The organism is Qipengyuania qiaonensis (assembly GCF_019711515.1).
GTDB classification, from domain to species: Bacteria; Pseudomonadota; Alphaproteobacteria; order Sphingomonadales; family Sphingomonadaceae; genus Qipengyuania; species Qipengyuania qiaonensis.
Genome location: NZ_JAIGNO010000011.1, coordinates 24,774 through 49,711, shown reverse-complemented (window position 1 = coordinate 49,711; position 24,938 = coordinate 24,774). Strand labels below are relative to the sequence as shown.

General features: G+C 63.0%; 22 protein-coding genes. 10 read left to right on the top strand and 12 right to left on the bottom strand.

The window, feature by feature from the left end; all coding sequences use genetic code 11:
• Window positions 1–90: 90 nt before the first annotated feature.
• From K3174_RS13930 to K3174_RS13905, 6 genes are all read right to left on the bottom strand, one after another.
• The gene (locus tag K3174_RS13930) at window positions 91–1,980 is read right to left on the bottom strand and encodes an acetyl/propionyl/methylcrotonyl-CoA carboxylase subunit alpha (RefSeq protein ID WP_221559629.1); all 1,890 of its coding nucleotides are present in this window, start codon (window positions 1,978–1,980) and stop codon (window positions 91–93) included.
• Window positions 1,981–2,125: 145 nt separating this feature from the next.
• Window positions 2,126–3,040, bottom strand: a complete 915-nt coding sequence (locus K3174_RS13925; RefSeq protein ID WP_345719665.1) for a phytoene/squalene synthase family protein — start codon at window positions 3,038–3,040, stop codon at window positions 2,126–2,128.
• Window positions 3,041–3,141: 101 nt separating this feature from the next.
• Window positions 3,142–3,723: an LOG family protein gene (locus tag K3174_RS13920; RefSeq protein ID WP_221559627.1), complete on the bottom strand. Its 582-nt coding sequence runs from the start codon at window positions 3,721–3,723 to the stop codon at window positions 3,142–3,144.
• The gene (locus tag K3174_RS13915) at window positions 3,720–5,270 is read right to left on the bottom strand and encodes a phytoene desaturase (protein WP_221559625.1); all 1,551 of its coding nucleotides are present in this window, start codon (window positions 5,268–5,270) and stop codon (window positions 3,720–3,722) included. The genes K3174_RS13920 and K3174_RS13915 overlap by 4 nt, the downstream gene beginning before the upstream one ends.
• On the bottom strand, window positions 5,267–6,454 hold the full coding sequence (gene crtY, locus K3174_RS13910) for a lycopene beta-cyclase CrtY (protein WP_221559623.1): 1,188 nt from the start codon (window positions 6,452–6,454) through the stop codon (window positions 5,267–5,269). Before crtY ends, K3174_RS13915 begins: the two co-directional genes overlap by 4 nt.
• Before the next feature lie 47 nt (window positions 6,455–6,501).
• Complete coding sequence (locus tag K3174_RS13905; protein WP_221559621.1) at window positions 6,502–7,275, bottom strand: hypothetical protein; 774 nt, start codon at window positions 7,273–7,275, stop codon at window positions 6,502–6,504.
• Between K3174_RS13905 and K3174_RS13900 the strand changes: the two genes are divergently transcribed.
• The 5 genes from K3174_RS13900 to K3174_RS13880 all read left to right on the top strand — a co-directional run bounded on the left by K3174_RS13900 (window position 7,276) and on the right by K3174_RS13880 (window position 12,876).
• Window positions 7,276–8,127 (top strand): MipA/OmpV family protein, encoded by an 852-nt coding sequence (locus K3174_RS13900; protein ID WP_221559619.1) that lies wholly within the window; start codon window positions 7,276–7,278, stop codon window positions 8,125–8,127.
• A gap of 64 nt (window positions 8,128–8,191) precedes the next feature.
• Window positions 8,192–9,460 carry a metal-dependent hydrolase family protein gene (locus tag K3174_RS13895; RefSeq protein ID WP_221559617.1) on the top strand — a complete coding sequence of 423 codons (1,269 nt, stop codon included), beginning with the start codon at window positions 8,192–8,194 and terminating at the stop codon, window positions 9,458–9,460.
• A gap of 134 nt (window positions 9,461–9,594) precedes the next feature.
• Window positions 9,595–11,418, top strand: a complete 1,824-nt coding sequence (locus K3174_RS13890) for a DUF885 domain-containing protein (RefSeq protein ID WP_221559616.1) — start codon at window positions 9,595–9,597, stop codon at window positions 11,416–11,418.
• A 100-nt stretch (window positions 11,419–11,518) separates the two neighbouring features.
• Window positions 11,519–12,679 carry a glycosyltransferase family 87 protein gene (locus tag K3174_RS13885; protein ID WP_221559613.1) on the top strand — a complete coding sequence of 387 codons (1,161 nt, stop codon included), beginning with the start codon at window positions 11,519–11,521 and terminating at the stop codon, window positions 12,677–12,679.
• 47 nt (window positions 12,680–12,726) lie between these two features.
• The gene (locus tag K3174_RS13880) at window positions 12,727–12,876 is read left to right on the top strand and encodes a hypothetical protein (protein WP_221559611.1); all 150 of its coding nucleotides are present in this window, start codon (window positions 12,727–12,729) and stop codon (window positions 12,874–12,876) included.
• A gap of 74 nt (window positions 12,877–12,950) precedes the next feature.
• Here the strand turns inward: K3174_RS13880 and K3174_RS13875 are convergent, their stop codons facing one another.
• Window positions 12,951–14,474 (bottom strand): alanine/glycine:cation symporter family protein, encoded by a 1,524-nt coding sequence (locus K3174_RS13875; protein ID WP_221559610.1) that lies wholly within the window; start codon window positions 14,472–14,474, stop codon window positions 12,951–12,953.
• A gap of 252 nt (window positions 14,475–14,726) precedes the next feature.
• On the opposite strand from K3174_RS13875, the gene secE reads away from it, so the two are divergent.
• Together secE and nusG are read left to right on the top strand one after the other, a co-directional pair.
• Window positions 14,727–14,930: a preprotein translocase subunit SecE gene (gene secE / locus K3174_RS13870; RefSeq protein WP_221559715.1), complete on the top strand. Its 204-nt coding sequence runs from the start codon at window positions 14,727–14,729 to the stop codon at window positions 14,928–14,930.
• A 30-nt stretch (window positions 14,931–14,960) separates the two neighbouring features.
• Window positions 14,961–15,497, top strand: coding sequence for a transcription termination/antitermination protein NusG (nusG, locus tag K3174_RS13865; protein WP_221559609.1), 537 nt, complete (start codon window positions 14,961–14,963; stop codon window positions 15,495–15,497).
• An 87-nt stretch (window positions 15,498–15,584) separates the two neighbouring features.
• On the opposite strand, the gene K3174_RS13860 is transcribed toward nusG, so the two are convergent.
• Window positions 15,585–16,589 carry a retroviral-like aspartic protease family protein gene (locus K3174_RS13860; protein WP_221559607.1) on the bottom strand — a complete coding sequence of 335 codons (1,005 nt, stop codon included), beginning with the start codon at window positions 16,587–16,589 and terminating at the stop codon, window positions 15,585–15,587.
• Between the two features lie 238 nt (window positions 16,590–16,827).
• Between K3174_RS13860 and rplK the strand changes: the two genes are divergently transcribed.
• Together rplK and rplA are read left to right on the top strand one after the other, a co-directional pair.
• Window positions 16,828–17,259 (top strand): 50S ribosomal protein L11, encoded by a 432-nt coding sequence (rplK, locus tag K3174_RS13855; protein ID WP_221559604.1) that lies wholly within the window; start codon window positions 16,828–16,830, stop codon window positions 17,257–17,259.
• Window positions 17,260–17,263: 4 nt separating this feature from the next.
• Window positions 17,264–17,956, top strand: a complete 693-nt coding sequence (gene rplA, locus K3174_RS13850; protein ID WP_221559603.1) for a 50S ribosomal protein L1 — start codon at window positions 17,264–17,266, stop codon at window positions 17,954–17,956.
• A gap of 102 nt (window positions 17,957–18,058) precedes the next feature.
• On the opposite strand, the gene K3174_RS13845 is transcribed toward rplA, so the two are convergent.
• The 4 genes from K3174_RS13845 to K3174_RS13830 all read right to left on the bottom strand — a co-directional run bounded on the left by K3174_RS13845 (window position 18,059) and on the right by K3174_RS13830 (window position 23,772).
• Entirely contained in the window at window positions 18,059–21,004 is a 2,946-nt protein-coding gene (locus tag K3174_RS13845; RefSeq protein ID WP_221559600.1) for a DUF2339 domain-containing protein, read from the bottom strand.
• 59 nt (window positions 21,005–21,063) lie between these two features.
• The gene (locus K3174_RS13840; protein WP_221559599.1) at window positions 21,064–21,822 is read right to left on the bottom strand and encodes a competence/damage-inducible protein A; all 759 of its coding nucleotides are present in this window, start codon (window positions 21,820–21,822) and stop codon (window positions 21,064–21,066) included.
• A gap of 33 nt (window positions 21,823–21,855) precedes the next feature.
• Window positions 21,856–23,364: a flavin-containing monooxygenase gene (locus K3174_RS13835; protein WP_221559598.1), complete on the bottom strand. Its 1,509-nt coding sequence runs from the start codon at window positions 23,362–23,364 to the stop codon at window positions 21,856–21,858.
• Window positions 23,365–23,472: 108 nt separating this feature from the next.
• The gene (locus K3174_RS13830; RefSeq protein WP_221559596.1) at window positions 23,473–23,772 is read right to left on the bottom strand and encodes a hypothetical protein; all 300 of its coding nucleotides are present in this window, start codon (window positions 23,770–23,772) and stop codon (window positions 23,473–23,475) included.
• A 135-nt stretch (window positions 23,773–23,907) separates the two neighbouring features.
• Here K3174_RS13830 and K3174_RS13825 point away from each other — a divergent pair, with 135 nt between their 5' ends.
• Window positions 23,908–24,936 (top strand): LacI family DNA-binding transcriptional regulator, encoded by a 1,029-nt coding sequence (locus K3174_RS13825; protein ID WP_221559593.1) that lies wholly within the window; start codon window positions 23,908–23,910, stop codon window positions 24,934–24,936.
• Window positions 24,937–24,938 lie beyond the last annotated feature (2 nt).

Here is a 24,938-nt window from a genome sequence, read left to right as displayed (position 1 = left end):
CCGTCGGCGGCTTACAATCTGTATTGTCCGGATCGGCGGCGGGTGCCCCTCCACCGTCTTCGACGGTCCCCCTCCCCGTGCCGGGGAGGATCACTCACTCGGCTCCACCACCGCCAGCACCGCCTCGACCTGCACCTGCCCGCCTTTGGCGGCGTTGAGTTCGGTTACGGTCCCGTCGAAGGGCGCGGTGAGCGCGTGTTCCATTTTCATCGCCTCGAGCACCAGCAGCCGCTGGCCCGCGGTGACCGTATCGCCCTCGGCCACATCTACCGCGATGACCTTGCCCGGCATCGGCGCGAGGATCGCGCCATCGGCGGCGGAGTGAGTGCCGCCAAGTGTCCGGTCACTAAGAGTAAAACTGTGAAGCTGGCCATCGTCGTCCGAAACGAGAACATCCGAACCGTGGTGAATGATCTGCCAGAAGGTCGCTCCACGATCGCTCAAAGCAACTTGTCTGACTTGGCCGTTGACCAGCACTGCATAATCGGCCTTGGTTTGCGCGTTGAGCCGGAAGCCTTCTGGTGCGCGCTTAGTCGGAGCGAGTGAGCGTCGGCGCTGACGGGGCGCGATCAATTCCTTCAAGCCAGCAGCCAGCGTCTTCTCCTGCGGCGCTGTTCTCTCGACAAGGCGATCCTGTCGTTCGGCAATGAACGAAGTGTCTATCCTGCCCGCCTGAAAATCAGGATCGTATGCCAAACGGCTGAGGAAGTAATTGTTGGTCTTGACCGGCCAAACAGCAGCGCAAGCGCTGGCACCGCCGAGCATCTCCGCCGCTTCCTCTCGGGTATCTGCCTTGATCACGAGTTTCGCGATCATAGGATCGTAGAAAGGCGAAACGGTGTCGTCAGCTTCGTAACCTGTTTCGACACGACAGTCGTAATCCGTCAGCTGAAAAACTTCGAGCTTCCCGATGCTCGGCAAGAACCCAGTCGCCGGATCCTCCGCGTAAAGCCGCGCTTCCATCGCCCAGCCGTTTATGCTCAGCTCCTCCTGCTTCAGCGGGATCGGCTCGCCGCTCGCCACGCGCAGTTGCCACTCCACGAGGTCTACCCCAGTGATTTCCTCGGTCACAGGATGTTCGACCTGCAGGCGGGTGTTCATCTCCATAAAGAAAATGCGATCCGCCCGCAGGCCTGCGCTGGCGTCGGCGATGAATTCGATCGTGCCTGCTCCCTCGTAATCGACCGCCTTGGCGGCGCGCACGGCGGCGGCGCAGATGTCTTCGCGGGTTGCCTCGTCCATGCCGGGGGCGGGGGCTTCCTCGATCACCTTCTGGTGGCGGCGCTGCAATGAGCAGTCGCGTTCGAACAGGTGGACGACATTGCCGTGGCTGTCGCCGAACACCTGCACCTCGATGTGGCGGGGCGAAGTGATCCACTTTTCCAGCAGCACCTCGTCATTGGAGAAGCTGGCCTTGGCCTCGCGCCGGCAGCTTTCCAGCGCGGCCTCGAAATCCGCCGCCGCATCGACCTTGCGCATCCCCTTGCCGCCGCCGCCCGCGACCGCCTTGATCAGCACGGGATAGCCGATGGCGTCGGCCTCCTTTTTCAGCCGCTCGACCGACTGGTCCTCGCCCTCGTAGCCGGGCGTCACCGGCACGCCCGCCGCGCGCATCAACTTCTTGGCCGCGTCCTTCAGGCCCATCGCCTCGATGCTGCTCGGCTTGGGCCCGACCCAGATAAGGCCCGCGTCGATCACCGCTTGGGCAAACCCGGCATTCTCCGACAGGAAGCCGTAACCCGGATGAATCGCCTCGGCCCCGGTCTGCTTGGCTGCGGCGATGATCTTCTCGCCGACGAGGTAGCTCTCGGCCGCAGGCGAGGGTCCGATATGCACCGCCTCGTCAGCCTGCCGCACATGCAGCGCCTTGGCATCGGCATCCGAATAGACCGCCACGGTGGCGATACCCATTTCGCGGGCGGTGCGGATGATGCGGCAGGCGATCTCGCCGCGATTGGCGATAAGGAGCTTCTGGATCATGGGCGGGGCGCTAACCCATTTTCCCGGTCATTGCGAGCCGCAGGCGCAGCAATCCATTTTCGAGCCTTGCGGCACGGAGCGAGGGCGCGCCATGGATGGCCGCGTCGGCCCCCGATGGCCTCCTCGCGATGACAGGAACGGGTAGCTACCACCCCGCCACGGGGCGGAAATCGTGGCGGGTCCACAGGATCGGTTCGGCAGGTTGCGCTGGACGGTTCCACAGTGCCTCGAACAGGGCCGCGATAACATGCCACAGCTTTTCCGGCCCGCCGACCCGCACGCGCGCGTCCCATGCAAGCTGGCCGCGCGACAGGACCTTGCGGCCGATCGCGCCATAGATGCGCGCAGCCGCCAGGACCGCCCAGCGCTGCCGGAACCGCAGCCGCGCTGCGCCGAGTTTCGATGCCTCTTCGTGTTTTTCCATCAGCGCAATCAGCCGCGGCATCATGCTCGCGAGCCGGAAGCGATTGTCGGGATGCGCATGCTCGCCCGCTGTCCAGCCCATTTCGTCGAGCCAGTTCGTCGGCAGGTAACAGCGCCCGGCCTCGGCATCCTCCACGATGTCGCGCGCGATATTGGCGATCTGGAAGGCCAGGCCGAGATCACAGGCCCGGTCGAGCGTTTCGCCATCGTCCTTGCTCACGCCCATCACTACCGCCATCATCACGCCGACCGATCCGGCGACGTGATAGCAATAGCGCATCATGTCGCGTTCCGTCTTCGGCTGCCACCGCGTGGCGTCGAGCGCAAAGCCGCCGATCATGTCCTTCGCCATGTCCCAGTCCAGCCCGGTCTCGTCCGCGACCAGCCCGAAGGCGTCGAACGCGAAATCCGCCGTCGGCTGTTCGTCGAGCGCGCGCTTGGTCAGCACGCGGATCGCTTGCACCCGGTCTTCGGCGCTCTTGAGATCGCCCTGATCGCCGAGCGGGCCGCCCTTGTCCTGATTGTCGGCAATATCGTCGCAGCGGCGGCACCAGGCATAGAGCAGCCAAGCGCGTTCGCGGGTATCGCGATCGAACAGTTTGGAGGCAGCGGCGAAGCTGTGCGAGCCTTCCGCAATGGCTTCGCGGGCTTTCTGGACGAGGAAGCGCCGTTCGCGCCCCCCGCCGGCCCGCGCCGGGGTTGCCCGGATCTTGCTGGTCGTCAGGGGGCGGGGTGTGCTCAGAGGTCGTCGGCCTTCATCCGGAAGATCGGCGTATGCGGCCGATAGGCTTCCATTTTGCTTAACAGGCCACCGAGATCGTCGTCCGCGATCAGTATGTTCCGGTGGGCGGGCCGCACGAAGCCGACTTCGGCCATGCGGCGGTTGAAGGCGATGAGATCGTCGTAGAAGCCGAAGGCATTGAGCAGGCCGACAGGCTTCTGGTGATAGCCGAGCTGCGCCCAACTCATCGCTTCCCACAATTCGTCCATCGTGCCGACCCCGCCGGGGATGGTCACGAACCCGTCCGACAGGTCGGTGAAGCGCTGCTTGCGTTCGTGCATGCCGGACACGGTGTAGAGTTCGGTGCAATCGTGGTTCGCGACTTCGCTGTTCGCCAGCGCATCGGGGATCACGCCGATAACTTCGCCGCCCGCGTCCAGCGCGCCGCGCGCGGTGGCGCCCATCAGCCCCAGCCGCCCGCCGCCATAGACGACGCCGATTCCGCGCCCGGCCAGCGCTTGGCCGACATCGTAGGCAAGCTGGATATAGCGAGGGTCTTCGGGCGAGGCGGACCCGCAATAGACGGCGAGGCGATTCATGCGGCCAGATCCTCGAGCATCAGCCCGGCGGTCGCCTTGGCGCTGCCGACGACGCCGGGGATGCCCGCGCCGGGATGCGTGCCTGCGCCGACGAGGTAGAAATTGTCCAGCACGTCGTCGCGGTTGTGACCGCGGAAATAGGCGCTCTGCGTCAGTACCGGCTCGAGGCTGAAGGCGCTGCCCATATGGGCGTTGAGATCCATCGCGAAATCGCGCGGGGCGTAGTGGAACTTGGTGACGATCCGTTCGCGCAGGCCGGGGATCAGCCGCCGTTCGAGCTCGTCGAGAATGCGCTCCTCCAGCAAGGGGCCCATTTCTTCCCAATCGACCGCCAGCTTGCCCATATGGGCGACCGGCACGAGCGCGTAGAACGTGCTCATCCCCGCCGGCGCCATCGACGGATCGGTCACGGTGGGATGGTGCAGGTAGATCGAGAAATCCTGCGGTAGCACGCCGTGATCGTAAATGTCTTCCAGCAGGCCCTTGTAGCGCGGCCCGAACAGGATCATGTGATGCGGGACGCCCGGCCAGCTGCCCTCGATCCCGAAATGGACCACGAACAGGCTCGGGCTGAAGGTCTTGCGCGACAGGCTGCGGGCGTAATCCGCCCCGCGCTTCGCCCCGGCGAGCAGATCCTTGTAGCTGTGCATGATATCGGCATTGCTGGCCACGGCATCGAAACGCTGCTTCCAGCCGGACTGCGTTTCGATTTCGGTCACCTGCTTGCCGAGGGTGTGGATATGCACCACCGGATCGTGCAGCCGGACGGTTCCGCCCAGCCGTTCGAAATGTTTGACCATGCCGGCGATGAGGCGGTTGGTGCCGCCTTTCGCCCACCACACGCCGCCATCGATCTCGAGCTTGTGGATCAGCGCGTAGATGCTGCTCGTCTTCATCGGATTGCCGCCGACCAGCAGCGTGTGGAAGCTCAGCGCCTCGCGCAGTTTCTCGTTGTCGACATAGCTCGAAACCATCGAATAGACGCTGCGCCAGGCCTGCTGTTTGGCCAGCGCCGGCGCGGCCTTGAGCATCGACTTGAAGTCGAGAAAGGGGACGTGGCCGAGCTTGACGTAACCTTCTTGGTAGACCGCTTCGGAATATTCGAGAAAGCGCTGGTAGCCTGCGACGTCGGCCGGGTTGAGCTGCGCGATCTCGCGGAACAGCTGCTCCTCGTCGTTCGAATAGTCGAACTGCGTGCCGTCGGGCCAGGCCAGCCGGTAGAACGGCATCACCGGCATCAGCTCGACATCCTCGGCGATGTCGTGGCCCGAGAGCGCCCACAGCTCTTTCAGGCAATCGGGATCGGTGATGACGGTCGGCCCGGCATCGAAGGTGAAGCCGTCCTTTTCCCAGTAATAGGCGCGGCCGCCGGGCTTGTCGCGCCCCTCGATCACGGTAGTGGCGATACCCGCCGATTGCAGCCGGATGGCGAGGGCGAGGCCGCCGAAACCGGCGCCGATGACGCAGGCGGCCTTGCCGCGGGCGACGGCATCGGCGGGCGCGGCAGCGAAGCCCGGAGCGGGGGGGGGACTGGTTTCGGCGTTCATCGGGCCTTCTCATGGACGAGCGGGCTGCCCTTGCCAAGCAGCGCCCGCACGGCGGCCGGTATCGGTATTGGCGGCTTGCCCGTCAGAACGCGCAGCCGGTCCAGGCGCGTGGGACGGCCGGCATAGAAGCGCTCGATCAGCGGCTCGTTCAGGCGGTAGAACCGCTGGAATATGCGATAGCGTTGCTCGGGCCGCGCACCGTCGAACAGCATGCGGCCCAGTTGGCGATAGAACCGCATCGCACGCCAGTGATCGTGCGCCCGCTTTTCGAACAGGGCCGCGAGCTGTTCGCCGGGCAGCGTCGCCTCGCGCGCCAGTTGAAGCGCATTGGCGACCGAGAAGGGCAGGGTGTAGCTGGTGAGCGGATGGGCAAAGCCGCCCCTCGCTCCGATCCGTACCACGCCGGGCTCGCCAAGGCCGCGGCGATAGGCGCTGAAATCGCCCCCGGTGATGACCGGCAGGACGCCGGTTTCCCCGCCGAGGATGTCGCCGTGCCAGCCCATCGCATCGCAATATCGGTCGATCCGGCCCGACAGGGCGCTCCGATCGAGCACCGGGGCGTCGGCGTAATAGGTGTCTTCGACGAACAGTTCCTCGGCACCCAGCGGCAATGTGTAGACGAAGCGATAGGCGTCATGCTGGTCGACGCGCGCATCCATCACGATCGGCCGCTTCTGGCCGTGCGGTGAGCCGGTGCGCAGATGCCGGCCCATAAAGACCTGCCATCCGCCATTGAGGTGCGGCGAAGGCTCGAAATCGCGGCAGTCGACGACCGCGCGGGCCGGGATTCGTTCGCCATGGTCCAGCGTGATCCCGTCGGGCGCCAGCTCGGCCACGCGGCTTCGCGTGCGGATCGCCTCCTGCGGTAGCTCCCGACGCAGCGCGGCATCGAAATCGCGGCTGGCGAGCGAACAATAGGTCGAGCCCAAAGTGCGTGCATGGCCGGGGAAGAACACCTCGTAGCCCGTGGCCCACTCGGTCTTGCGGAACGGGGTCAGAAGCTCAGAACCTGCGCCGCCGATATCGCTGGTAAACCAGCTCCATCGGTGATTGCCGCCGAAGCTCTCACCGGCCTCGAACAGGCCAAGGCGGAGTTGCGGTTGGGCACGGTGCACGGCGAGCGCTGCCAGCCCTCCCGCCAGCCCACCCCCAACGATGGCAAGGTCGATGACGCGTCTACTCATTGATGCAGAGGCTTAGGTGCGAAGGGCGCGTCCGGCAATTGCTCAGTTCAGTCTGTTGCGGAATAACATTCTTCGGTTAGCGTCGCGTCGATAGCATCGTACATTTCAGCGTTCTCCTCCGCCGAGAATGCGCCGTTCAACAGTTCCAGTTCGAGCCGTTCCATGTCTGGCTTAAGCGCAATGAAACGCTGGAACCAGTCGCTTGCAGCCAGTTCCATGTCGGCGGCAATGGCCTCTTCCGAAGCTGACATATTCTCCGAGAAGCGTACATCCTTTTGGGTATTCGCCACACTGGCACTATCCCCGGTAAGCTTGACTATTGCCTGACCGTTTTCCGAGGCATAGAAGTCCGCTGCTAGTCCGGCATCCGCCGGATCGAGCCTGTTGCGAAATAGGTCAAGCAGACCCGTTCGGTATTCGCGCACGCCGCGCAGTTGCCAGCGCGAAAGAGCGGGCATCAATGCCTCGGTCATCGCCGCTATTATCCCAGGACATTCCAGCTCGGATTCGACTATCTCCGGTGAAACTTCATACGCAATATCAAGTTTCACCGCCGCGTCGGCCTCGAAGTCTTCCATCAGCCATTTCTCGGACGCGAAGGCGTCGACAAGACGTTGGTAATCGTCAACTTCCGCATGGAGCGGTGAAATGGCCGAGGACAGCAGGATCGCTGGCAGAACAAGGAATATTTTCACGCCTGCTGCATATCGCTGAGGCGTATAGGCCGCAATGCCCGGCAGGCAGTCATTATCGTCGGCGCTCCGGGAACGTCGCAAAGCGATAAGTGTTGGAAGACAAACACCGAAATCGAGGGAATTCACATGAGAGCTGTTCTTGCCGCCGCGGGCGCTGCCGCAATTCTGTGCGGATCGTCCGCTGCCGCTCAGGAAACCGGTGAAAGCGACGCGAGGGCCGACGCTATGGAGGACTCGGTGTTCGACGGCGACTGGCTGAGCGTCGGCGCCGGCGCGGTCTACGGGCCCAGCTATAAAGGGTCGGACGATTACGTCTTTTCCCCCATCCCCATCGTGCAGGGCAGCCTCGGCGGTGTGAGAATCAATCCGCGTCCGGGCGGTCTGGCGCTCGATTTCATCCCTGACGTGGACGGTGAAGTGGCGTTTTTGGCCGGCGTCGCGGCAAAGCTCAACCGCAACCGGGCGTCGCAGATCGAAGATCCCGTGGTCAAGAGCTATGGCGAACTCGATACCGCCGTCGAAGTGGGGCCGACCGTCGGGGTCAGCCTCCCGGGACTGCTCAACCCGTTCGACAGTCTGAGCTTCAATGTCGACGCCCTGTGGGATGTCGCAGGTGCGCATAGCGGGATGACCTTGAGTCCGACAGTCACCTATTTCACGCCCCTCAGCCGCGGCACGGCCGTTTCCCTTTCCGTGAGCGCCACCCATGTCGATGACGATTATGCCGATTACTACTATTCGGTCCCGGCCGGCGGTGCGCTGCCCGCCTTTCAGGCCGAAAGCGGCTTCGACAGCGTGGGGGCAGCCCTTTTCGGTGCGGTGGATCTGGACGGCGACGTGACCAATGGCGGGCTGGCGATCATCGCTCTGGGTGGATATTCGCGCATGCTCGGCGATGCCAAGCGCTCGCCCTTCACCTCGATCCGCGGCGATGCGGACCAATGGACGGCCGCGCTGGGGATCGGGTATACGTTCTGACGCAGCTTAAGCTTGCCCTTGACCGCTTTGGCGGGCATCGCCTGACGACAATAGGGGAGAGAACATGAAAGTTGCTGCACTGCTTGCGCTTGGCGCGGCGTTCGTTTGCACACCGGCACTGGCCGACACGACCGTCATTCACGCCGGCGCGTTGATCGTCGATGCGGACAGTCCGCCGCGCGGGCAATCCACCGTCACCGTGACCGATGGCCGGATCACTTCCGTAGAAGACGGTTTCTCCGATGTTCCGGCCGGTGCCACCGTCGTCGATCTGAAGGGCAAGACGCTGTCCCCCGGACTGGTCGACCTGCATGTTCATCTGACCGGCGATCCGGGCGGCGACTTCTGGAAAGAAGCGGTCGAACCCGACGAATGGGGCGTTGTCGTCGGCGCGAAGAATGCCCGGCTGACTGCACTGGCGGGCTTCACCACCGTACGCGAAGCGGGCAGTGGTACCGAATCCGCTTTCGCCCTGCGGCGGGGCACCGAAGAAGGCCTGATTTCCGGCCCGCGCATCGTCGCCGCAGGCCCGGCGCTCGCAATCGTCGGCGGGCATGGCGACGTCAGCGGCTTCCGGCCCGAGGTCAACGAAGTGCTCGACGGCGGCTTTACCTGCACGGGCGCGGTGGAATGCGCCGAAAAGGTCCGTCTCGCCAGCCAGAACGGGTCCGATGTCATCAAGATTACCGCCACCGGCGGCGTGCTGAGTCAGCAGGGGCGGGGGCTCGAAGCCCATTTCAACGACGCCGAGATGAAGAGCATAGCGGACACCGCCCATTCGCTCGGCCTCGAGGTGATGGCGCATGCGCATGGCGCCCGTGGGATCGAGGCGGCAAGCCGTGCGGGCATCGATACGATCGAGCACGGGACCTATATCGACGAAGCCGCCGCCCGGGAAATGAAGAAGAACGGCACCGTACTGGTGCCGACCCTGATGGCCTTTCAAGGGATCGCGGAGCGGCTCGGCAAGGGGGTTTACACCCCGGTGGTCGAGGCGAAAGTCCGCGAGGTTGCCGACACCGCCCGTGTGTTCATGGGCAAGGCATTGCAGTGGGGCGTGCCGATCGCCTTCGGGACCGATGCCGGCGTATTCGGCCATGGCCGTAATGCGGGCGAATTCGCTCTCATGGTCGAACAGGGCATGAGCCACCGCCAGGCTTTCGCCGCGGCGACCACCAGTGCCGCTAAGGTACTGGGGATGGAAAGCGAGATCGGGCGCATCGCGCCCGGCTATTCCGCCGATCTTATTGCGGTGGATGGCAATCCGATCGAAAATACGGCCACGCTCGAAAATGTCGGCTGGGTCATGGTCCGTGGGCGAGTGATCGAATAGCCATCTGACGATCGCTGCCGCATCGCCTTTCAAGGCGCCGGTCGAACGCTGTCCGGCATTTGTCGGACGCGGCGCTTGCGCGCGGATGCGGCACCGTGTTCTACCGCGACAACACAGGTATCAGGGGAATCGCCATGAATTTCGTCCGCCACGCCCTCGCCTCGGGTGTCGCTCTCACGCTCGTTCTCGCAGCCGGCCCGACACTCGCGCGCGATCAACAGGATGATGCGGCGGCCTCGGCTACGAAGAGCGAGCACGACAAGCTTTTCGCGCTCTTTGCCGATGCGGACGAACGCGAACTCGAACTGAACCCCATCGGTGCCCTGTTCCGCGGCGACATGCGCTATGCCGATCGGCTGGGCGACTACATGACCGACGAATATCTTGCCGCCAGCAAGGCCGACAATGCCAAGAACATCGCCATGCTGGGCGAGATCGATCGCAGCAAGCTGTCGGCTACCGATCAGCTGGCCTACGACGTCTTTTCCTACAACCAGCAGCGTACGCTGGCAGGCTTCGCGCCGGAAATCATGGCCGCCACGGAGGTGCGCCCGGTCAACCACATGGCGGGCTTCCACACATTCTATCCGAACTTCGCCAGCGGACAGAGTGCAGCGCCGTTCAAGACGGTGGAGGATTACGAAAACAACCTCAAACGCCACCAGGACTATATCGCCATCACCGATCGCTCCATCGGCAAGTTTCGCGAAGGGCTGGAAAGCGGCGTTTACGAAACGAAGTTGACCATCGGCAATGTGGTGAGCCAGCTCGACACCCAACTGGCCATGCCGGTCGAGGACTCGCCCTTTTTCATGCCGGTCAAGGACTTCCCCGAGGCGTTTTCCGATGCAGATAAAGCGCGGCTGACGGTGGAATACCGGGCCGCTACCGATGAGTTGTATGCAGCCCACACCCGCCTGCGCGATTTCCTGCGCGACGAATACATGGCGGCTGCCCGCGATACCGTTGGCCTGTCGCAGATGAAGGGTGGGGCCGAACTCTACAAATTCCTGATCGAGGATTCGACCACGCTGCCGCTCGAACCCGACTACCTGCACGAACTGGGCCTGTCCGAAGTCGCGCGGATCAAGAACGGGCTGGAGGAAATCCGGAAGGAGGTCGGCTTCGACGGCACGCTCAACGAGTTTTTCGATTACGTCCGGACGGACGAACAGTTCAAGCCGGCAAGCCGCGAGGCGCTGACGCAGGCCTATTACGATATCGGCAAGCAGGTGGACACGAAGATCGGCGATTATTTCTCGCTGGTTCCCAAGACCCCGCTGGAGATCAAGCCCTACGAAGAGTATCGCGAAAAATTCGAGGCGGGCGGTTCGTACAGTCCGGGTGCGCCCGACGGATCGCGCCCGGGTACCTTCTATTTCAACGCCTACGATCTGCCGAGCCGCCTCACGACCGGCAATGTCACGCTCTATCTGCACGAAGGTGCGCCGGGGCATCACTTCCAGATCAGCCTTGCGCAGGAAAACACCGATCTGCCTGCTTTCATGCGCTTCGGCGGCAATACCGCCTATGTCGAGGGCTGGGCGCTGTATGCCGAGACGCTGGGCTATGAGATGGGCTTCTTCGACGACCCATGGAACCGCTATGGCACGCTGCAGGACGAACAGCTTCGCGCGATGCGACTGGTGGTCGATACGGGACTTCACGCCAAGGGCTGGACCCGCCAGCAGGCGATCGATTTCATGCTGGAAAACAGTGGTATGACCGAGACCGAAGTGGTGGCCGAGGTCGAACGCTATATCGCCATCCCCAGCCAGGCGCTGGCCTACAAGGTCGGGGCACTCAAGATCCAGGAATTGCGCAAGAAGGCGGAAGAGCAACTGGGCGACCGGTTCGACATTCGCGAATTTCATGCGCAACTGCTCGATACCGGCAGCCTGCCGATGCCGGTGCTGGAAGCCAAGATCGACGGCTGGATCGCGGCCAAGGCAGGCTGATGGCGCCCGGGCGGGGATTGCGGCTCGGCGCAACTGGCTAGACGTCTGTCTGCACGCTAACTCCATGGCGGGCTTTATCGCGATGGAGTGACAGACGCCGATGGATTGGCTGCGCAAGGCGGACTGGCTGACGCGCGAACGCGTGCGCGGCTACGCCATACTGCTCGCGATTGCAGGTGCCGGTGTGCTGGTCGATGCCTACATCAAGGCGATGGGTTCCCATGGGACCGATTTCCTCGCCTTCTGGGGGGCCGGTCATGTGACGGTGGCGGGGGATCCGGGGGCCGCCTACGATCTTGCCGTGCAGGAGCGGGTGCAGACCGGCACCGGTAGCGAAGGGTGGTTCGCCTTCGTAAATCCGCCGCCGTTCCTGTTCGTTGCGGCGCCATTCGGCGCTATGCCGTTCCCGCTCGCCTGGATCGCATGGGTCGCAGCGGGCTGGAGCCTGTGGGCGTGGATGAGCATACGCGCTTTCCCGCGACTATGGCCGCTGGTCATCGCCTATCCGGGAGCTGTCATAGCGGCCACGCACGCGCAGACAGGCTTGTTGACCGGCGCCCTGCTCGTCCTGGCGGCGCACGAGTTCGGCCGGCGACCGGCTTTGTCGGGCGCGGCGATAGGCGCGCTGGTCATCAAGCCCCATCTCGCTGTGCTGGCACCGTTCTGGTTCGCGACGGGGGGCAAGTGGCGGGCATTTCTGGCGGCGAGTATTGCGTCGATAGCGCTCCTTGCGGCCTCCATGATCGCTTTCGGGGGCGGTATCCTCGCGGAATACGCCACCAGCTGGCGGGCGAGCCGAGCACTCCTGGAGGGCATAAATCCGGACTTCCTGCTGCGGATGAGCACCTTCTTTTCGCAGACGCGCTTGCTGGCGGGAGATACGGCAGCCACGATAGCCGGTGGACTGTCGGCACTGGCGGCGCTGGCTACGGCGGTTCTCGCGTGGCGCCGGTTCGACGGCGACGTCCAGGCTACCGGCGCGAGTGTTCTGGCGGCCACGGCGCTCGCCTCTCCCTATCTGTTCAATTACGATCTGGCGTTCCTGGTCTTCCCGACTTTGTGGCTGGTTGTGCAAGGCCTCGAACGGGGTTTCAGGCCGTTCGAGAAACTGGGTCTCGTTATTTTGTACCTCGCGCCCTACGCGACCCGTGCGCTGGCATTTCCTTTGGGGATCAATCTGATGCCGTTCGCGGCGCTGGCCTTGCTCGCACTCGTATGGAGCCGCGGCACTCGTCCGTCGGGAACCGCGCCGGACCAATAGAGTTTAATTCGGTAAGACAAAGAAACACATTTTCATGGAGATGCGCCATGTCCGGCTTGTCGTTTCGCAGTAGCAGTCCCGATCGCTGGGTGAAGCCCAAACCGTATAGCGACGGTTCGTTGCGCTATCAGGCGCATGGGAAGATTTTGCCCATGGAAGAGCCCGGCTTTCTGGCCCGTCTGTTCGGCCTTCGCTGAGATTTCGGTCATGTACAAACAAAGGGCCGGGGGTCGAAAGACACCCGGCCCTTTGTTTGTGTGCCCCGCGGCGATCAGTATTCCTCGGGCTCCTCGGGAGTGTCCGCCGTATGCGTCGGGCCGGCATCGCGCTGACCCCGGGCCAGTTTGAACACGACGCCGCTTAGCAGGGCCAGAGCCAAGAGGTTGGGCAGGGCCATGGCCGCGTTTGAAATATCGCCGAGACGCCAGACCAGTTCGCTCGGTTGTGCCGCACCGATGAAGATCACGACGCACCACAACACGCGCCAGGCCATGTGCAGCTTCTTTTCGCCCGTGCGGCCCGAACCCTTCACCCGGTCGTAGAGGAACGTGATCGCGCGCTCGCCGTAATAGCTCCAGGTCAGCAGTGTGGTGAAGACGAACAGGATCAATGCGATCGAGGCGATCAGCGTTCCCACCGGAACAGCCGCGATCTCGTAGGGGAAGGCTGCGGCAAAGGCCCCGCTGGTCATTTCGAACCCGACTCTATCGGACTGCCAGGCGTGGAGGACCGGTTCGCCCGCGGCCGTGAACTCGCCGCGCACGGTCAGGATCACCAGTGCTGTCATGGTGCAGATGACGATCGTATCGATGAATGTGCCCAGCATGGCCATGCGGCCTTGCTGTTCCGGATCGTTGGTTTGCGCGACCGCGTGGGCAATCGGGGTCGAGCCCTGACCTGCCTCGTTCGAGAACAGGCCACGCGCGACGCCCGCCCGAATTGCCATGATGATCGCTGCTCCGGTGAAGCCGCCGACCGCGCTTTGTGGATTGAACGCGCCATGGAAGATCAGCCCGAACGTCTCGCCAAGGTCGCCGAAATTGAGGATCAGTGCAATGACGGCCATTACGATGTAGGTTGCAGCCATAAAGGGCACGACCTTTTCAGCGACATTGCCGATCGACTTGATGCCGCCGATGATGACGATGAAGACAAGCCCTGCCGTCAGCAGGCCGCCGAGCCATTCGGGCAAGCCGAACAACTCGTTCATCCCATCGGCCATGGCATTTGCCTGGATCGAATTGCCAGTCACCAGTGCCGAGAACAGCGTGCCAAGACAGAAAATGACCGCGAGCCAAGTGAATTTGGGACCGAGGCCCATCATGATGTAGCTCATCGGACCTCCGCGATAGACGCCGTCCGAAGTCTTTTCGCGGTAGCGGATGGCAAGCGATCCTTCTGCAAACGCCAGAGCCATGCCGAATAGCGCCGTGATCCACATCCAGAAGATCGCGCCGGGTCCGCCGAGGGCGATCGCGGTTGCGACACCGGCCAGATTGCCCGTGCCGACCTGTCCGGAAAGCGCGGTCGAGAGGGCGGCGAAGGGGGAGATTTCACCCGCACCTTCGCTTTTGCGACCGGCGAACAGGCCGGTAATTGCCGACCATAGCTTGACGATGGGATAGAAGCGAAGGCCGACCATGAACCACAGGCCTACACCCAGGAGGATGATGGCGAGTGGCGGGAAGGGGATCACCGCCTCGCCATTCCATGTCCCGCCCCAAATGAAATCGGAAATGTTGGTGACCGGCTCGATCAGCCGCTCGCCTAGACCAGGTGTCTGGCTTGTCGCCATTACGAAAATCCCCCTCATGCGTCCCGTTTACTGGAAAGCTTGCAGGCTAGTCGCGCCGATGGCGCTTGCAAAGGGGGCTTTCACGCCAGTCCCCGGCTTGCCTTTTGACGCGCGCGGGACTAGATGCAGCGCCGTCTTCCGACATTGGGATCGATAAAAGCCCCTCCCGGTCTTGAACCGGGGCGGCGAGAGACCCTACCTCAACGGGACGTGGCGGAAGACGGCACGATTTTTTGCGCGAGAGACGTGAGCATGGCAGAAGAGAAGAAAACCAGCCCGGCGGAATTCCTCCGGCAGGTGCAGGCCGAAGGTCGCAAGGTCGTGTGGCCGACGCGCGAAGAAACGGTACGCACGGCGATCTTCGTGTTCATCATGATGGTCATCCTCTCGCTCTTCTTCCTCGGCGTTGATTCGCTGTTCAGCGCCGTGGTGCGCTGGCTGCTGACGCTCGCCTGAGCCGCAATTCGACAGGGTAGTTAAGAACACATGGCACGCTGGTACATCATCCACGCCTATTCCGGATTCGAAAACAAGGTTCGCGATTCGATCATCGCGGAGGCCGATCGCCTGGGGCTGTCCGAAGGCGTCGAGGAGGTCGAGGTTCCGACCGAGACGATTACCGAGGTCAAGCGCGGGAAAAAAGTGCAGGTCGAACGCAAGTTCATGCCCGGCTATGTGCTGGCCAAGCTGAACATGACCGACGATATCTACCACCTCGTCAAGAACACGCCCAAGGTGACCGGCTTCCTCGGCAACAACAACAAGCCGCAGCCGATCTCCGAAAAGGAAGCGGCGCGCTATTTCGGCGGGGTGGAAGAAGCCAAGTCGGCGCCCAAGAAGGACGTCCATGTCGATTACGAAATCGGCGATCAGGTCAAGGTGCTCGACGGGCCCTTCGCCAGCTTCAACGGTCTCGTCGAGGAACTGGATTTCGACAAGCAGAAGGTCAAGGTTTCGGTTTCGATCTTCGGTCGAGCGACGCCGGTCGAACTGGATTTCGAACAGGTCGAACTGGTCAAGTAGTCTGGCGCTTGCGACGGTATGGGAGAGGCCCCTGCCGGTCGTCCCGAATTCCGTTCGCGATCGTCCGGGTGCGATCCTGATTGCGACTTAGCTGCAAGCAGACGAGCGGTCTGCGCCGAGACGCGAAGCGTATTCCGAGGTTCGAATCTTCACGGCGGAGTTGGCGCATTTCTTGAGCTGGAAGCGTGCCTTTCGATCCTTGAAATCGAGCGAAACGCGACGGAAGTTTTCCATGAGGTCGGTGCCCAACAGCAGCGATGGCTCATCCTGCATGCCCAGCACTTCGAACGGCGGGATATCGGCGAAAGCGATGGGGACGTTGTACAGCTGTATCGGGCCCAGCTTCAGCTTCTTCACCACCGCAAAATCGACCTCCATCATGGCCCCCGTTACCCCGTAGACCTTGATTTTCCGGAGCCGGTCTGCGCGCCGCAACTTCAGCCGGTCGCGCAGCGCTGTGTTGCCGATAGTAATCTCGGAGCCGGTATCGACGACCGCTTCGACGTCTAGCCTGTCGACTTCCACTTCCGCCAGAATAAGCTGACCCCGATCAAGCCGTCCCTTAACAACGATCATGCGATCGTTGAACGGTGCGGGCGTAAAGGCATCGTCGACCGTAATTATGCGCTCGTCGAAATCCATCATCAGCCGCTGTTCAACCAGCGCGTCCAGGCCAATCATGCCGTCCCCGCCGAGATCTCTCTCGTCAAGAACCGGAAGTTCGAGATCGGTCGTTGTTGTCGGTCCCAGCCTCAGAGATTCCACTATGACGCTGTCCACGACACGGCTTTCGGTGACGCCGTGGAGCAGCACCGCATCGCCCGACGGCAAGCTGAGGCGCCCTGCCAGCCTTTCTCCGACGACAGATGTATCGGCTCCGCTATCGACGACAAAGCGGAATGGCCCCTCGCCATTCACGTAGGTTTCTACAGTCAATCGGCTGGCAAATTTTCGTGCTTCGATTTCTTCGCCGCCTATGGCGAGCGTTTCGTCAAGAATGGCAGTTGGGGGCTTGGGCAGGTTGCCGGGTATTCCGGCCGCGTCTTGCGCATGCCCAGCGCCGGCGCATAACAGCGCCGCCAAGGCGAGCATCCTTCCAAGTCCTCTCATCTGGTCAACACTATAGCTTAAAAAGGCCGCTTACGACCAGCCATCGACAAAAATACCACACGAAACGACCGCTTGCATTTCGAGCGAGAGCCGCTATGTGCGCGCTTCCCAAATCATATTCGGGAACCGTGCGGGAGGTTCGCCCAGGCGAACCGTTGTACCGCTTACCATGAGCCCCGGTTCGAAAGTGCCGCGGCAACAGTGAGAAAGGAGGCCATTCATGGCCAAGAAGATCGACGGCTATATCAAGCTGCAGGTGCCTGCTGGCATCGCCAATCCCTCCCCGCCTATCGGCCCTGCACTGGGTCAGCGCGGTGTGAACATCATGGAATTCTGCAAGGCGTTCAACGCCGCGACCGACAGCCTCGAAAAGGGCATGCCGATCCCGACGACGATCACCGTCTATGCCGACCGTTCGTTCACCTTCGTCACCAAGAGCCCGCCGGCCAGCTTCCTCATCAAGAAGGCTGCCAAGCTCAAGTCGGGCTCGAAGGAGCCGGGCAAGGTTTCGGCAGGATCCATCAAACGTTCGGCGCTCGCGGAGATCGCTCAGACCAAGATGGCCGACCTGAACGCGAACGATATCGAACAGGCCACCAAGATCATCGAAGGCAGCGCGCGTTCGATGGGCCTCGACGTGGTGGAGGGCTAAGATCATGGCAAAGCAGACGAAGAAGCAGCAGACCGTCGCCAAGCTCGACGGCGAAAAGCTCTACAGCGTTGACGAGGCTCTGGCCACGCTGCGCGAACACAAGGCGAAGTTCGACGAGACCGTCGAAGTCGCCATGAACCTCGGCGTCGATCCGCGCCACGCGGATCAGATGGTCCGCGGCATGGTGTCGCTTCCGAGCGGCACTGGCAAGGAAGTCAAGGTTGCGGTCTTCGCCAAGGGCGACAACGCCGAGAAGGCTCTTGCTGCAGGTGCGGACAAGGTCGGCGCCGAAGACCTCATGGAAGACATGCAGGCCGGTAACCTCGATTACGACCGCGTGATCGCCACGCCGGACATGATGGGCGTCGTCGGTCGCCTCGGTAAGGTGCTCGGCCCCAAGGGCCTGATGCCGAACCCGAAGCTCGGCACGGTCACCCCGAACGTGGAGCAGGCCGTCAAGGACGCCAAAGGCGGCCAGGTCGAATTCCGCGTCGAGAAGCAGGGCATCATCCATAGCGGCATCGGCAAGCTGTCCTTCAAGGATGAAGACCTGAAGAAGAACTTCAAGGCTTTGACCGACGCCATCGTCAAGGCGAAGCCGTCGGGCGCCAAGGGCAAGTATGTCCGCAAGGTCACGTTGACCTCGTCGATGGGTCCGGGCCTGAAGGTCAGCCTCGAGGAAGTCGAAGGGGCTTAGCTTGTGCCCTATCGCTTCGCTACTTGAGGGCGGTTCGCGCTCAAATAGCCGAAGGCGGTAGTGCAGAAAGAGACGGGCCGGGGGGAAACCTCCGGCCCTTTCTCATTGTGACGCTCTTGCGGGCGCGGGCGTGCTCCGCAATTGCCGCGAATAGACCCAGCCGATGCCGATCAGGCTGAAGCCCAGCGCCATGAAGCTCGCGATGCGCAGCAGGCCTTCGAGACCGGCGGCATCGACGATGAACACCTTGGCCACCGCCACCAGCATGAGGACCAGCGAGCCGACCCGCCAGCTCCGCTCGCCGAGGCGGCTGCCGAGGAAAAGGTAGAACAGCGCAAGCAGGATGCCCGCAAGGCTCCGCATCAAATCTTCGGTCTGCGACATTGGCACGCCCGCCGGCACCGATCCTGCAAACGCCTGTCGCAAGAGGGTGAGCACCATGAGGGCAGACAGGGCTATCGCGGCGCCTTCGAGGGCGATGCGCATCCGCCCGCCCATCCAGCGCCGCAGCAGGATCGCGGCGGCAATGGCGACGCCGTAAGCGGCCAGCGCAAGGTTCGCGACCGGCAAGTGGCCGAGCGCTTGGCGATCCCATAGCGGATTGTGCAGCAAGCCGGTGTAGATGGCGAAGTGGAGCAGCGCGGCACTTGCGAGCGCCACGGCCAGCCCGCGCTGTGGCCGGAAGCGGGCGAGGCCGGCAGAGGCAAGCCAGCCAAGGCCGAGCAGCAGTGCTTCCCAGATCGTCCGCTCGGCGAGGCCCAGCGAAACGAAGCGCGTCTCGATGTCTATGGCAAGCACTTGCTTGAACATCACGTGCGCCGCGACGAGCAGGAAGGGCGCTGCAAGCCATGCCGGCTGCAGGTCCGCGAAAGCCCGGATACCGCGCAGCGACGGCAGGATTGCCAGCGCCGCTGCAAGCGGGAGGATGCGCGTCACCACCGATCTGGGCGAGGGCAGGTCGGTCACGAAAACCGGATCGGCTGCCAGCGAAGCAAGTCCTGCGCCGAGCCAGGCGAACAAAGGGACCAACGCCCAGCAGAAGGCAATAAAGGTAAGCATACCCTGCGCCGCGTGCCTCGTGGTTGCGAAGCGCCAGATCGCGAAGACGCCAAGAGCAGCAGCCCATGGCAGTATATCGGCGGGCAGGACTTGCGCTATGGCACCATAAGCGAGCGCCGCGGCGAACACCTCGCCGCTATGACGTATCGCCGGTTCGCGAGCGAGGATGGCCAGCGCAGCGAACGGTGCGGCCGCGGCGACCCACCGCAGCATCGCCTGCCAGACCACCGTTGCACCGGCATCTCCGCCAAGCAGCGCTGCCTCTTCGACAAATGCTCCGGTCGAGAGCAGCGCGCCTAGCGCGACAACGGCACCGATCGAGCATAGCCGGGCGATGGCGGTGTCGCCGACGCGATGAAGCAGGGCAAAGGCCGGGGTCAATGCCAGCGCGGCCATCAGCGGTGCACTCCAGCCCGGCGTAACCATGAGGAGCGCCGCGAAACCGAGCGCGGTTGCGGAGCCGGTAAGACCCGCGAACCAGCGCCGGTCCTCGCGCTTGCGGATCAGCCACGCACCTGCGGCGGGGAACAGCGACAGCGCACCGCTCGCGATGGCCAGAGACCATTCGGCGGCGTCGGCTTCGAAATCGCCGAAGGTCCCGTAGGCGACGGCGGCCAGCGCAGGCGGAACGAGCGCGACTTGCAAGCGGTCGACGATCCGGTCCGAGCCATTGCGCAGGAAAGCGAGGGGCACGCCCGCGAAGAGGGCAGCCAGCGCGGTTCCGACCCAGACGAAATCGCTCGGCAGGACTAGGTCCCATTGCGCATAGAGCAACGTGCCGACCAGTGCTGCGATCCCATTGGCCTCGCGCATCTCGGGGCGCTTCCAGCCGAAGAAGGCGAGTGTCGCGCCGAGCAGCAGGTATAGCCCCCAAGCGAGCGGCGAATAGCCGCCCTGGTCGACGAGCATCGCCAGTTGTACGCTCGCCACGAGTGCCGCGACAAGGCGCAAGGGTGTTTCGAACCGACCGGCATCGGCCAGCGCCGGCATGACCGCGCCGAGAACGACGAAATAGAGGCCCAGCGCAAGCACTTCGGTGAAGCCCGGATCGCCGGCCAGCAGGAGCACGGCGCCCCAGCCGAGGCCGCCGACCAGCGCGGCGATCCCCATCCACTCGCGCTGTTGCTGGCGACCGGCATAGACCAACCCGCCCGTTACGAGGCCGAGGTAGAGCGCCAGCAATGGGAGGTTGGCTTCCTCACCGCCAACAAGGGCCGGGGCAGCGAACCCTCCGACCAGTCCCAATACTGCGCTCGGCAGTCCGAAGCGGAAGGACAAGGCGATTGCCCCGGCGGTCACCGCCGCAAGCCCAAGGAAAGCGAGCGTCTGCCCGATCAGCCCGTATTGCGTGCCCGCGAGGTAGAACCCGGCATACAGCGTTGCGAGCCCGGCACCCGCCAGCGCCTGCGCCACGCGCGGGTCCGCCACCTTCTCGCGGAAACGGTAGGCGACTTCGGCGCCTGCGATCAGCGCCCCGCCGAACAGGAAGGCCATGATGACGCGGAACAGCGGAGTGATAAGGCCGCGCTCGATCGAATATCGGACAAGGAAGACACCTGCGACGGCGAGCGTGACCCCTCCCAACCAGATCGGCAGGCGACGGCCGAAGACGTCCTCCAGGTCGAAACCGAAGCCGCGGAGGAGCGGCTGGTCGGGTGCTTCCTCGATGCTCGCCGGCTCCGGCTCCGGTTTAGCTGCGGGCGCAGGTTGCTCCTCATCCTGCACAGGCTGGGACACGGTCTCATCCTCGCCACGACGCAGGGCGACGGTCGGGACGGAGATCGGCCGGCTATCGGCCTCCTGCTCGGGTTCGACGGTTTGAGCACGATCCGCGGCTTGCTCTACCGGCCGGCGCTGCATGATGTGCATCATGTCGAGCATGCGATCCTGCAGGTCGTCGAGCCTTGCAAGGCGCTCTTCGGCGCGGTCGAGCCGGTTCCAAAGGAAGGCCACCATTCCTGCGAGGCCGAAGATGAAGAGCCATTCCATGCGTCGCTAACGCCTCCGCCCCTGTCCTATCGGGGTGTTATACAACGGGAAAGGCTTGCTCAGATTCCGCCGGGGGTAAAATCGAACCCCGCGGTCGCAAGCCCGTCGCAGAGGCTGTCGACGCAGCTCTTGAGTTCGGCCTGATCGGTTGAGCGGATGACAAAGTTTGCGCCCACCCTGCCCTCCCGGAAGAAGGGGTAGCTGCCGATCTGGCAGTCCACATGCGCCTTTTCCACCTGCCGCAGAATATCGGCGACTTCGCTCTCGGGCGTCCAGCAACCGATCGTCTCGCTCAGCAGCGGTGCACCGCCTTCCAGCGTCCCGGTCAGCGCGTCGAGCATTCCCGCCGTGATGTGAGGTACGCCCGCCATCAGATGAATGTTGCCGATCCTGATACCCGGCGCGCCCGACATGCGGTTGGGGATGAGCTCCGCCCCCTCGGGCGCGCGCGCCATGCGCAATCGCGCCTCGGTCAGTTCGAGATCGCGGCTGGTATAATACTTCTCGAGAATTGCGCGCGCCTCGGGATGCACGATCACCGAAACGCCAAGCGCTTCGGCTACCGCGTCGACCGTGATGTCATCATGCGTCGGACCGATCCCGCCCGTGGTGAAGAGGTAGTCATAGGCTTCGCGCAGCGCATTCACCGCCTCGACGATGCGCTCCACTACATCCGGGACCACGCGCACTTCGGACAGGCGAATACCTTGCACCTGGAGCCAGCTTGCGACCTGCGCAATGTTCTTGTCGTGGGTGCGGCCGGACAGGATCTCGTCGCCGATGACGACGAGTCCGGCGGTGTAGATGCGTTCGGTCATGGACGGTGGCGTAACGCGGCATGCGCGCGATTGCTACTCCGCAGCTTCGAGCTGCTCGTCGGCTCCGCGTGCATTGGCCCCATGACGACGAAATTCCAGCAGTCCATCGTCAACCGGATCTTCTTTCATACGCTTGCGGTCGAGGACATATTCCTGATTGAGCCGCCAGGGATAGGCCACGGCGTTGCGCGGCATGATATGCTTGCCGCGCTGGATGTAGCCGGAAGAGAAGTCGAAAATGTCGTCCTCTTCGATTGCCGCCGCGGCCTGCGGGGACAGCACCGGTTCGGCAACGTCTGCGTCCCTGGCCCTGCTTTCGGTGAGGACGCGGCAGATAAAATCGGAATTGATGTCGGCTCGCAGAGTCCAACTCGCGTTGAGATAGCCGAACACCACCGCCAGGTTCGGCACGTTCGAGAACATGCACCCCTTGTAGTAGAAATGCTGCGCCAGATCGATCGGCCGGCCGTTCTTCGACAGGGCGATCTTGCCTGCCACAGCAAGCTTCAGGCCAGTGGCGGTGATCACGATGTCGGCCGGCAGGAAGCTGTCGTCGTTCAGGCGCACACCCCCTTTCTCGAAAGCCTTGATCCGGCCGGTGACCACATCGGCCTTGCCGCGTTTCATCGCTTCGAACAGATCATCGTCGGGTACGAGGCACAGGCGCTGTTCCCAAGGATTGTAGGGCGGGGTGAAGGGAGCCAGGTCGCAATCCTGCCCCATCGATTTTCTGATGCGCTTGTGCAGACCGTCCTTCACCTTCTGGGGCTTGTTGCGCGCCATCTTGAAGCTGTAGTCCTGCAAGGTGATATTCTTCCACCGCGTCATCCGATAGGCGATTTTTTCGGGCAGGATCTTGCGCAGGAAATTGGCCAGCGCATCCTTCGCCGGGCGGCTGAACATCCAGGTGGGCGTGCGCTGAAGCATGGTGACCCTGGCCGCTTTGTCGGCCATCGAGGGGACGATGGTGACGGCGGTTGCACCCGAGCCGATGACGACGACGTGCTTGTCTGCATAGTCGAGATCCTCGGGCCAGAACTGTGGGTGGATTACCTGCCCTTCGAATTCGCCGATGTCGAAGCCGGGATCGTAGGGCTCGTCATAGTCGTAGTATCCTGAGCCGAGATACAGCCAGTTGGCGGTAAGATGCTTCTTTTCGCCATCGGAAGTTTCCAGCGTGACGTGCCAGCGCGCCTCGTTTTCCTGCCAGTCGGCAGCGAGGACCTTGTGGCCGAAACGGATATGTTTGCGGATATCGCGTTCGTCGACGATGCGATCGAGATATTCGAGGATAGAGGGGCCATCGGCTATCGATTTTTCATGCTTCCACGGCTCGAAATCGAAGCCCAGCGTGTGCATGTCGCTGTCCGACCGGATGCCGGGATAGCGGAAGAGATCCCAGGTTCCGCCAAGGTTTTCGCGTCGTTCGACGATAACGAAGCCGTGGTTCGGAGCCTTCTCTTTCATATGGGCCGCCATGCCGATGCCGGAAATCCCCGCACCCACGATCATCACGTCGAAATCGGTGGCCATGTTTTTCATTTTTGCTCTCCCAAGTGAGGAGAACGTAACCCAGACTTCGCCTAAGCGCCAGTCTCGGTTGCAGTGCGCAACCTAAGTGTTCTTCAGGTTCACGGCAGACACCCTCGCCTATCTTTCGCTTTGGTCCATCTCGCGGATGATATGGTCCAGCACGCTAGGGTGCAGAGGCTGCTCGAACTCGGCCCCGACGATGTGCTGTTTTCGCCATTTCACGTCGGCAGGGATTGGTCCGACATTGCCGACTTTCACGAGAATCGCCGAATTGGTCTGGAGTACAGAGAACCGGTCGAAGAACTTGCAGCCATATTCCGAAATGTCCTTTATCCAGACATCGCGTGCACCACCCTGTCGCGGGCGATAGCGACCCGCAACCGTGACTACATGGCGCGCTTCCCTGCGATGATCCACGGACATTCCCGGCCCTCGTTCTACCCCTTGACGTGCATTGGCGATCACGAAGGTCTTCGCACAAGAAAAGCTTCGCTCTCGCTTTCGCCAAACGCCTGCGTTAGGGCGACAATCATAGGGGAGAGCCTGTAAAAAATGACTAACAGCGATAAGCCCGGGATGCGTAGGGTAACCTCTATCGATGTCGCCGAACGGGCCGGAGTAAGTCAGTCGACCGTTAGTCGAGCGCTGTCGGGAAGCGAAACGATCACCGAGGCGACCCGCCGCCGGGTACAACTGGCCGCCGACGAACTTGGATACCATGTCAATGCTCGCGCGGCTGGCCTGCGACGGGGAGAGACCGGGACGATTGCAATCGTCGTCATCGGTCGTGAAAGCCAGGGGCCGGCAGCGATCAATCCTTTTTACTACAGTCTGTTGGGCAGCACCTGCGCCGCCGCGGCAGAGCGCGGATACGAGGCGCTGGTATCCTTTCAGGCCAAGCCCGAAGAGTTCTTCGGGCATTACGTCGCGCGGCGGCAGGCAGACGGCGTGGTGATCATCGGCACGGCGACCAACGAGGCCGCGTGGACCTATTTTCGAACCTGTGCCGACAAATCGGGCAAAATGGCCTTCTGGGGCTCGCCCTTCGACGACAGCCTGTGGGTGCGGTCCGACAATCGCGACGGCGGACGGCTTGCCGTAGAGAGGCTTGTCCGAAGTGGGGCCAAACAGGTTGTCTTCGTCGGCGACACGGCATCGTCCCAGCGCCAGTTTCGCGAGCGTTACGAGGGGTACCGCAGTGCCATGGAAGCCGCAGGACTGGCCCCCGCGGACGCTGTAGTCAGCGAGGGCGAGGACCGCGTTTCGCAAGGCCGCAACGCCATCGTCCAGCTCGTCGAGGGTGGCGCGGGGTTCGACGGCTTGTTCTTCGCCTGCGATGCGATGGCGCTGGGCGCGCTGGAGGAACTCGCTTCGCGCGGCATTTCCGTACCCAAAGATGTCGGGGTCATCGGTTTCGATGGTTTAGGTTCGGGGGAATTCAGCGCCCCGCCATTGACCACTGTGGAACCCGATTTCGCCCAGGCCGGCATGCTGCTGATCGATACAGCGCTTGCCGCCGAACACGACCGTCCCGAACGACGGGTCGCAGTCCATCTCGTCGAACGCGCCAGCGTGCGCTGACT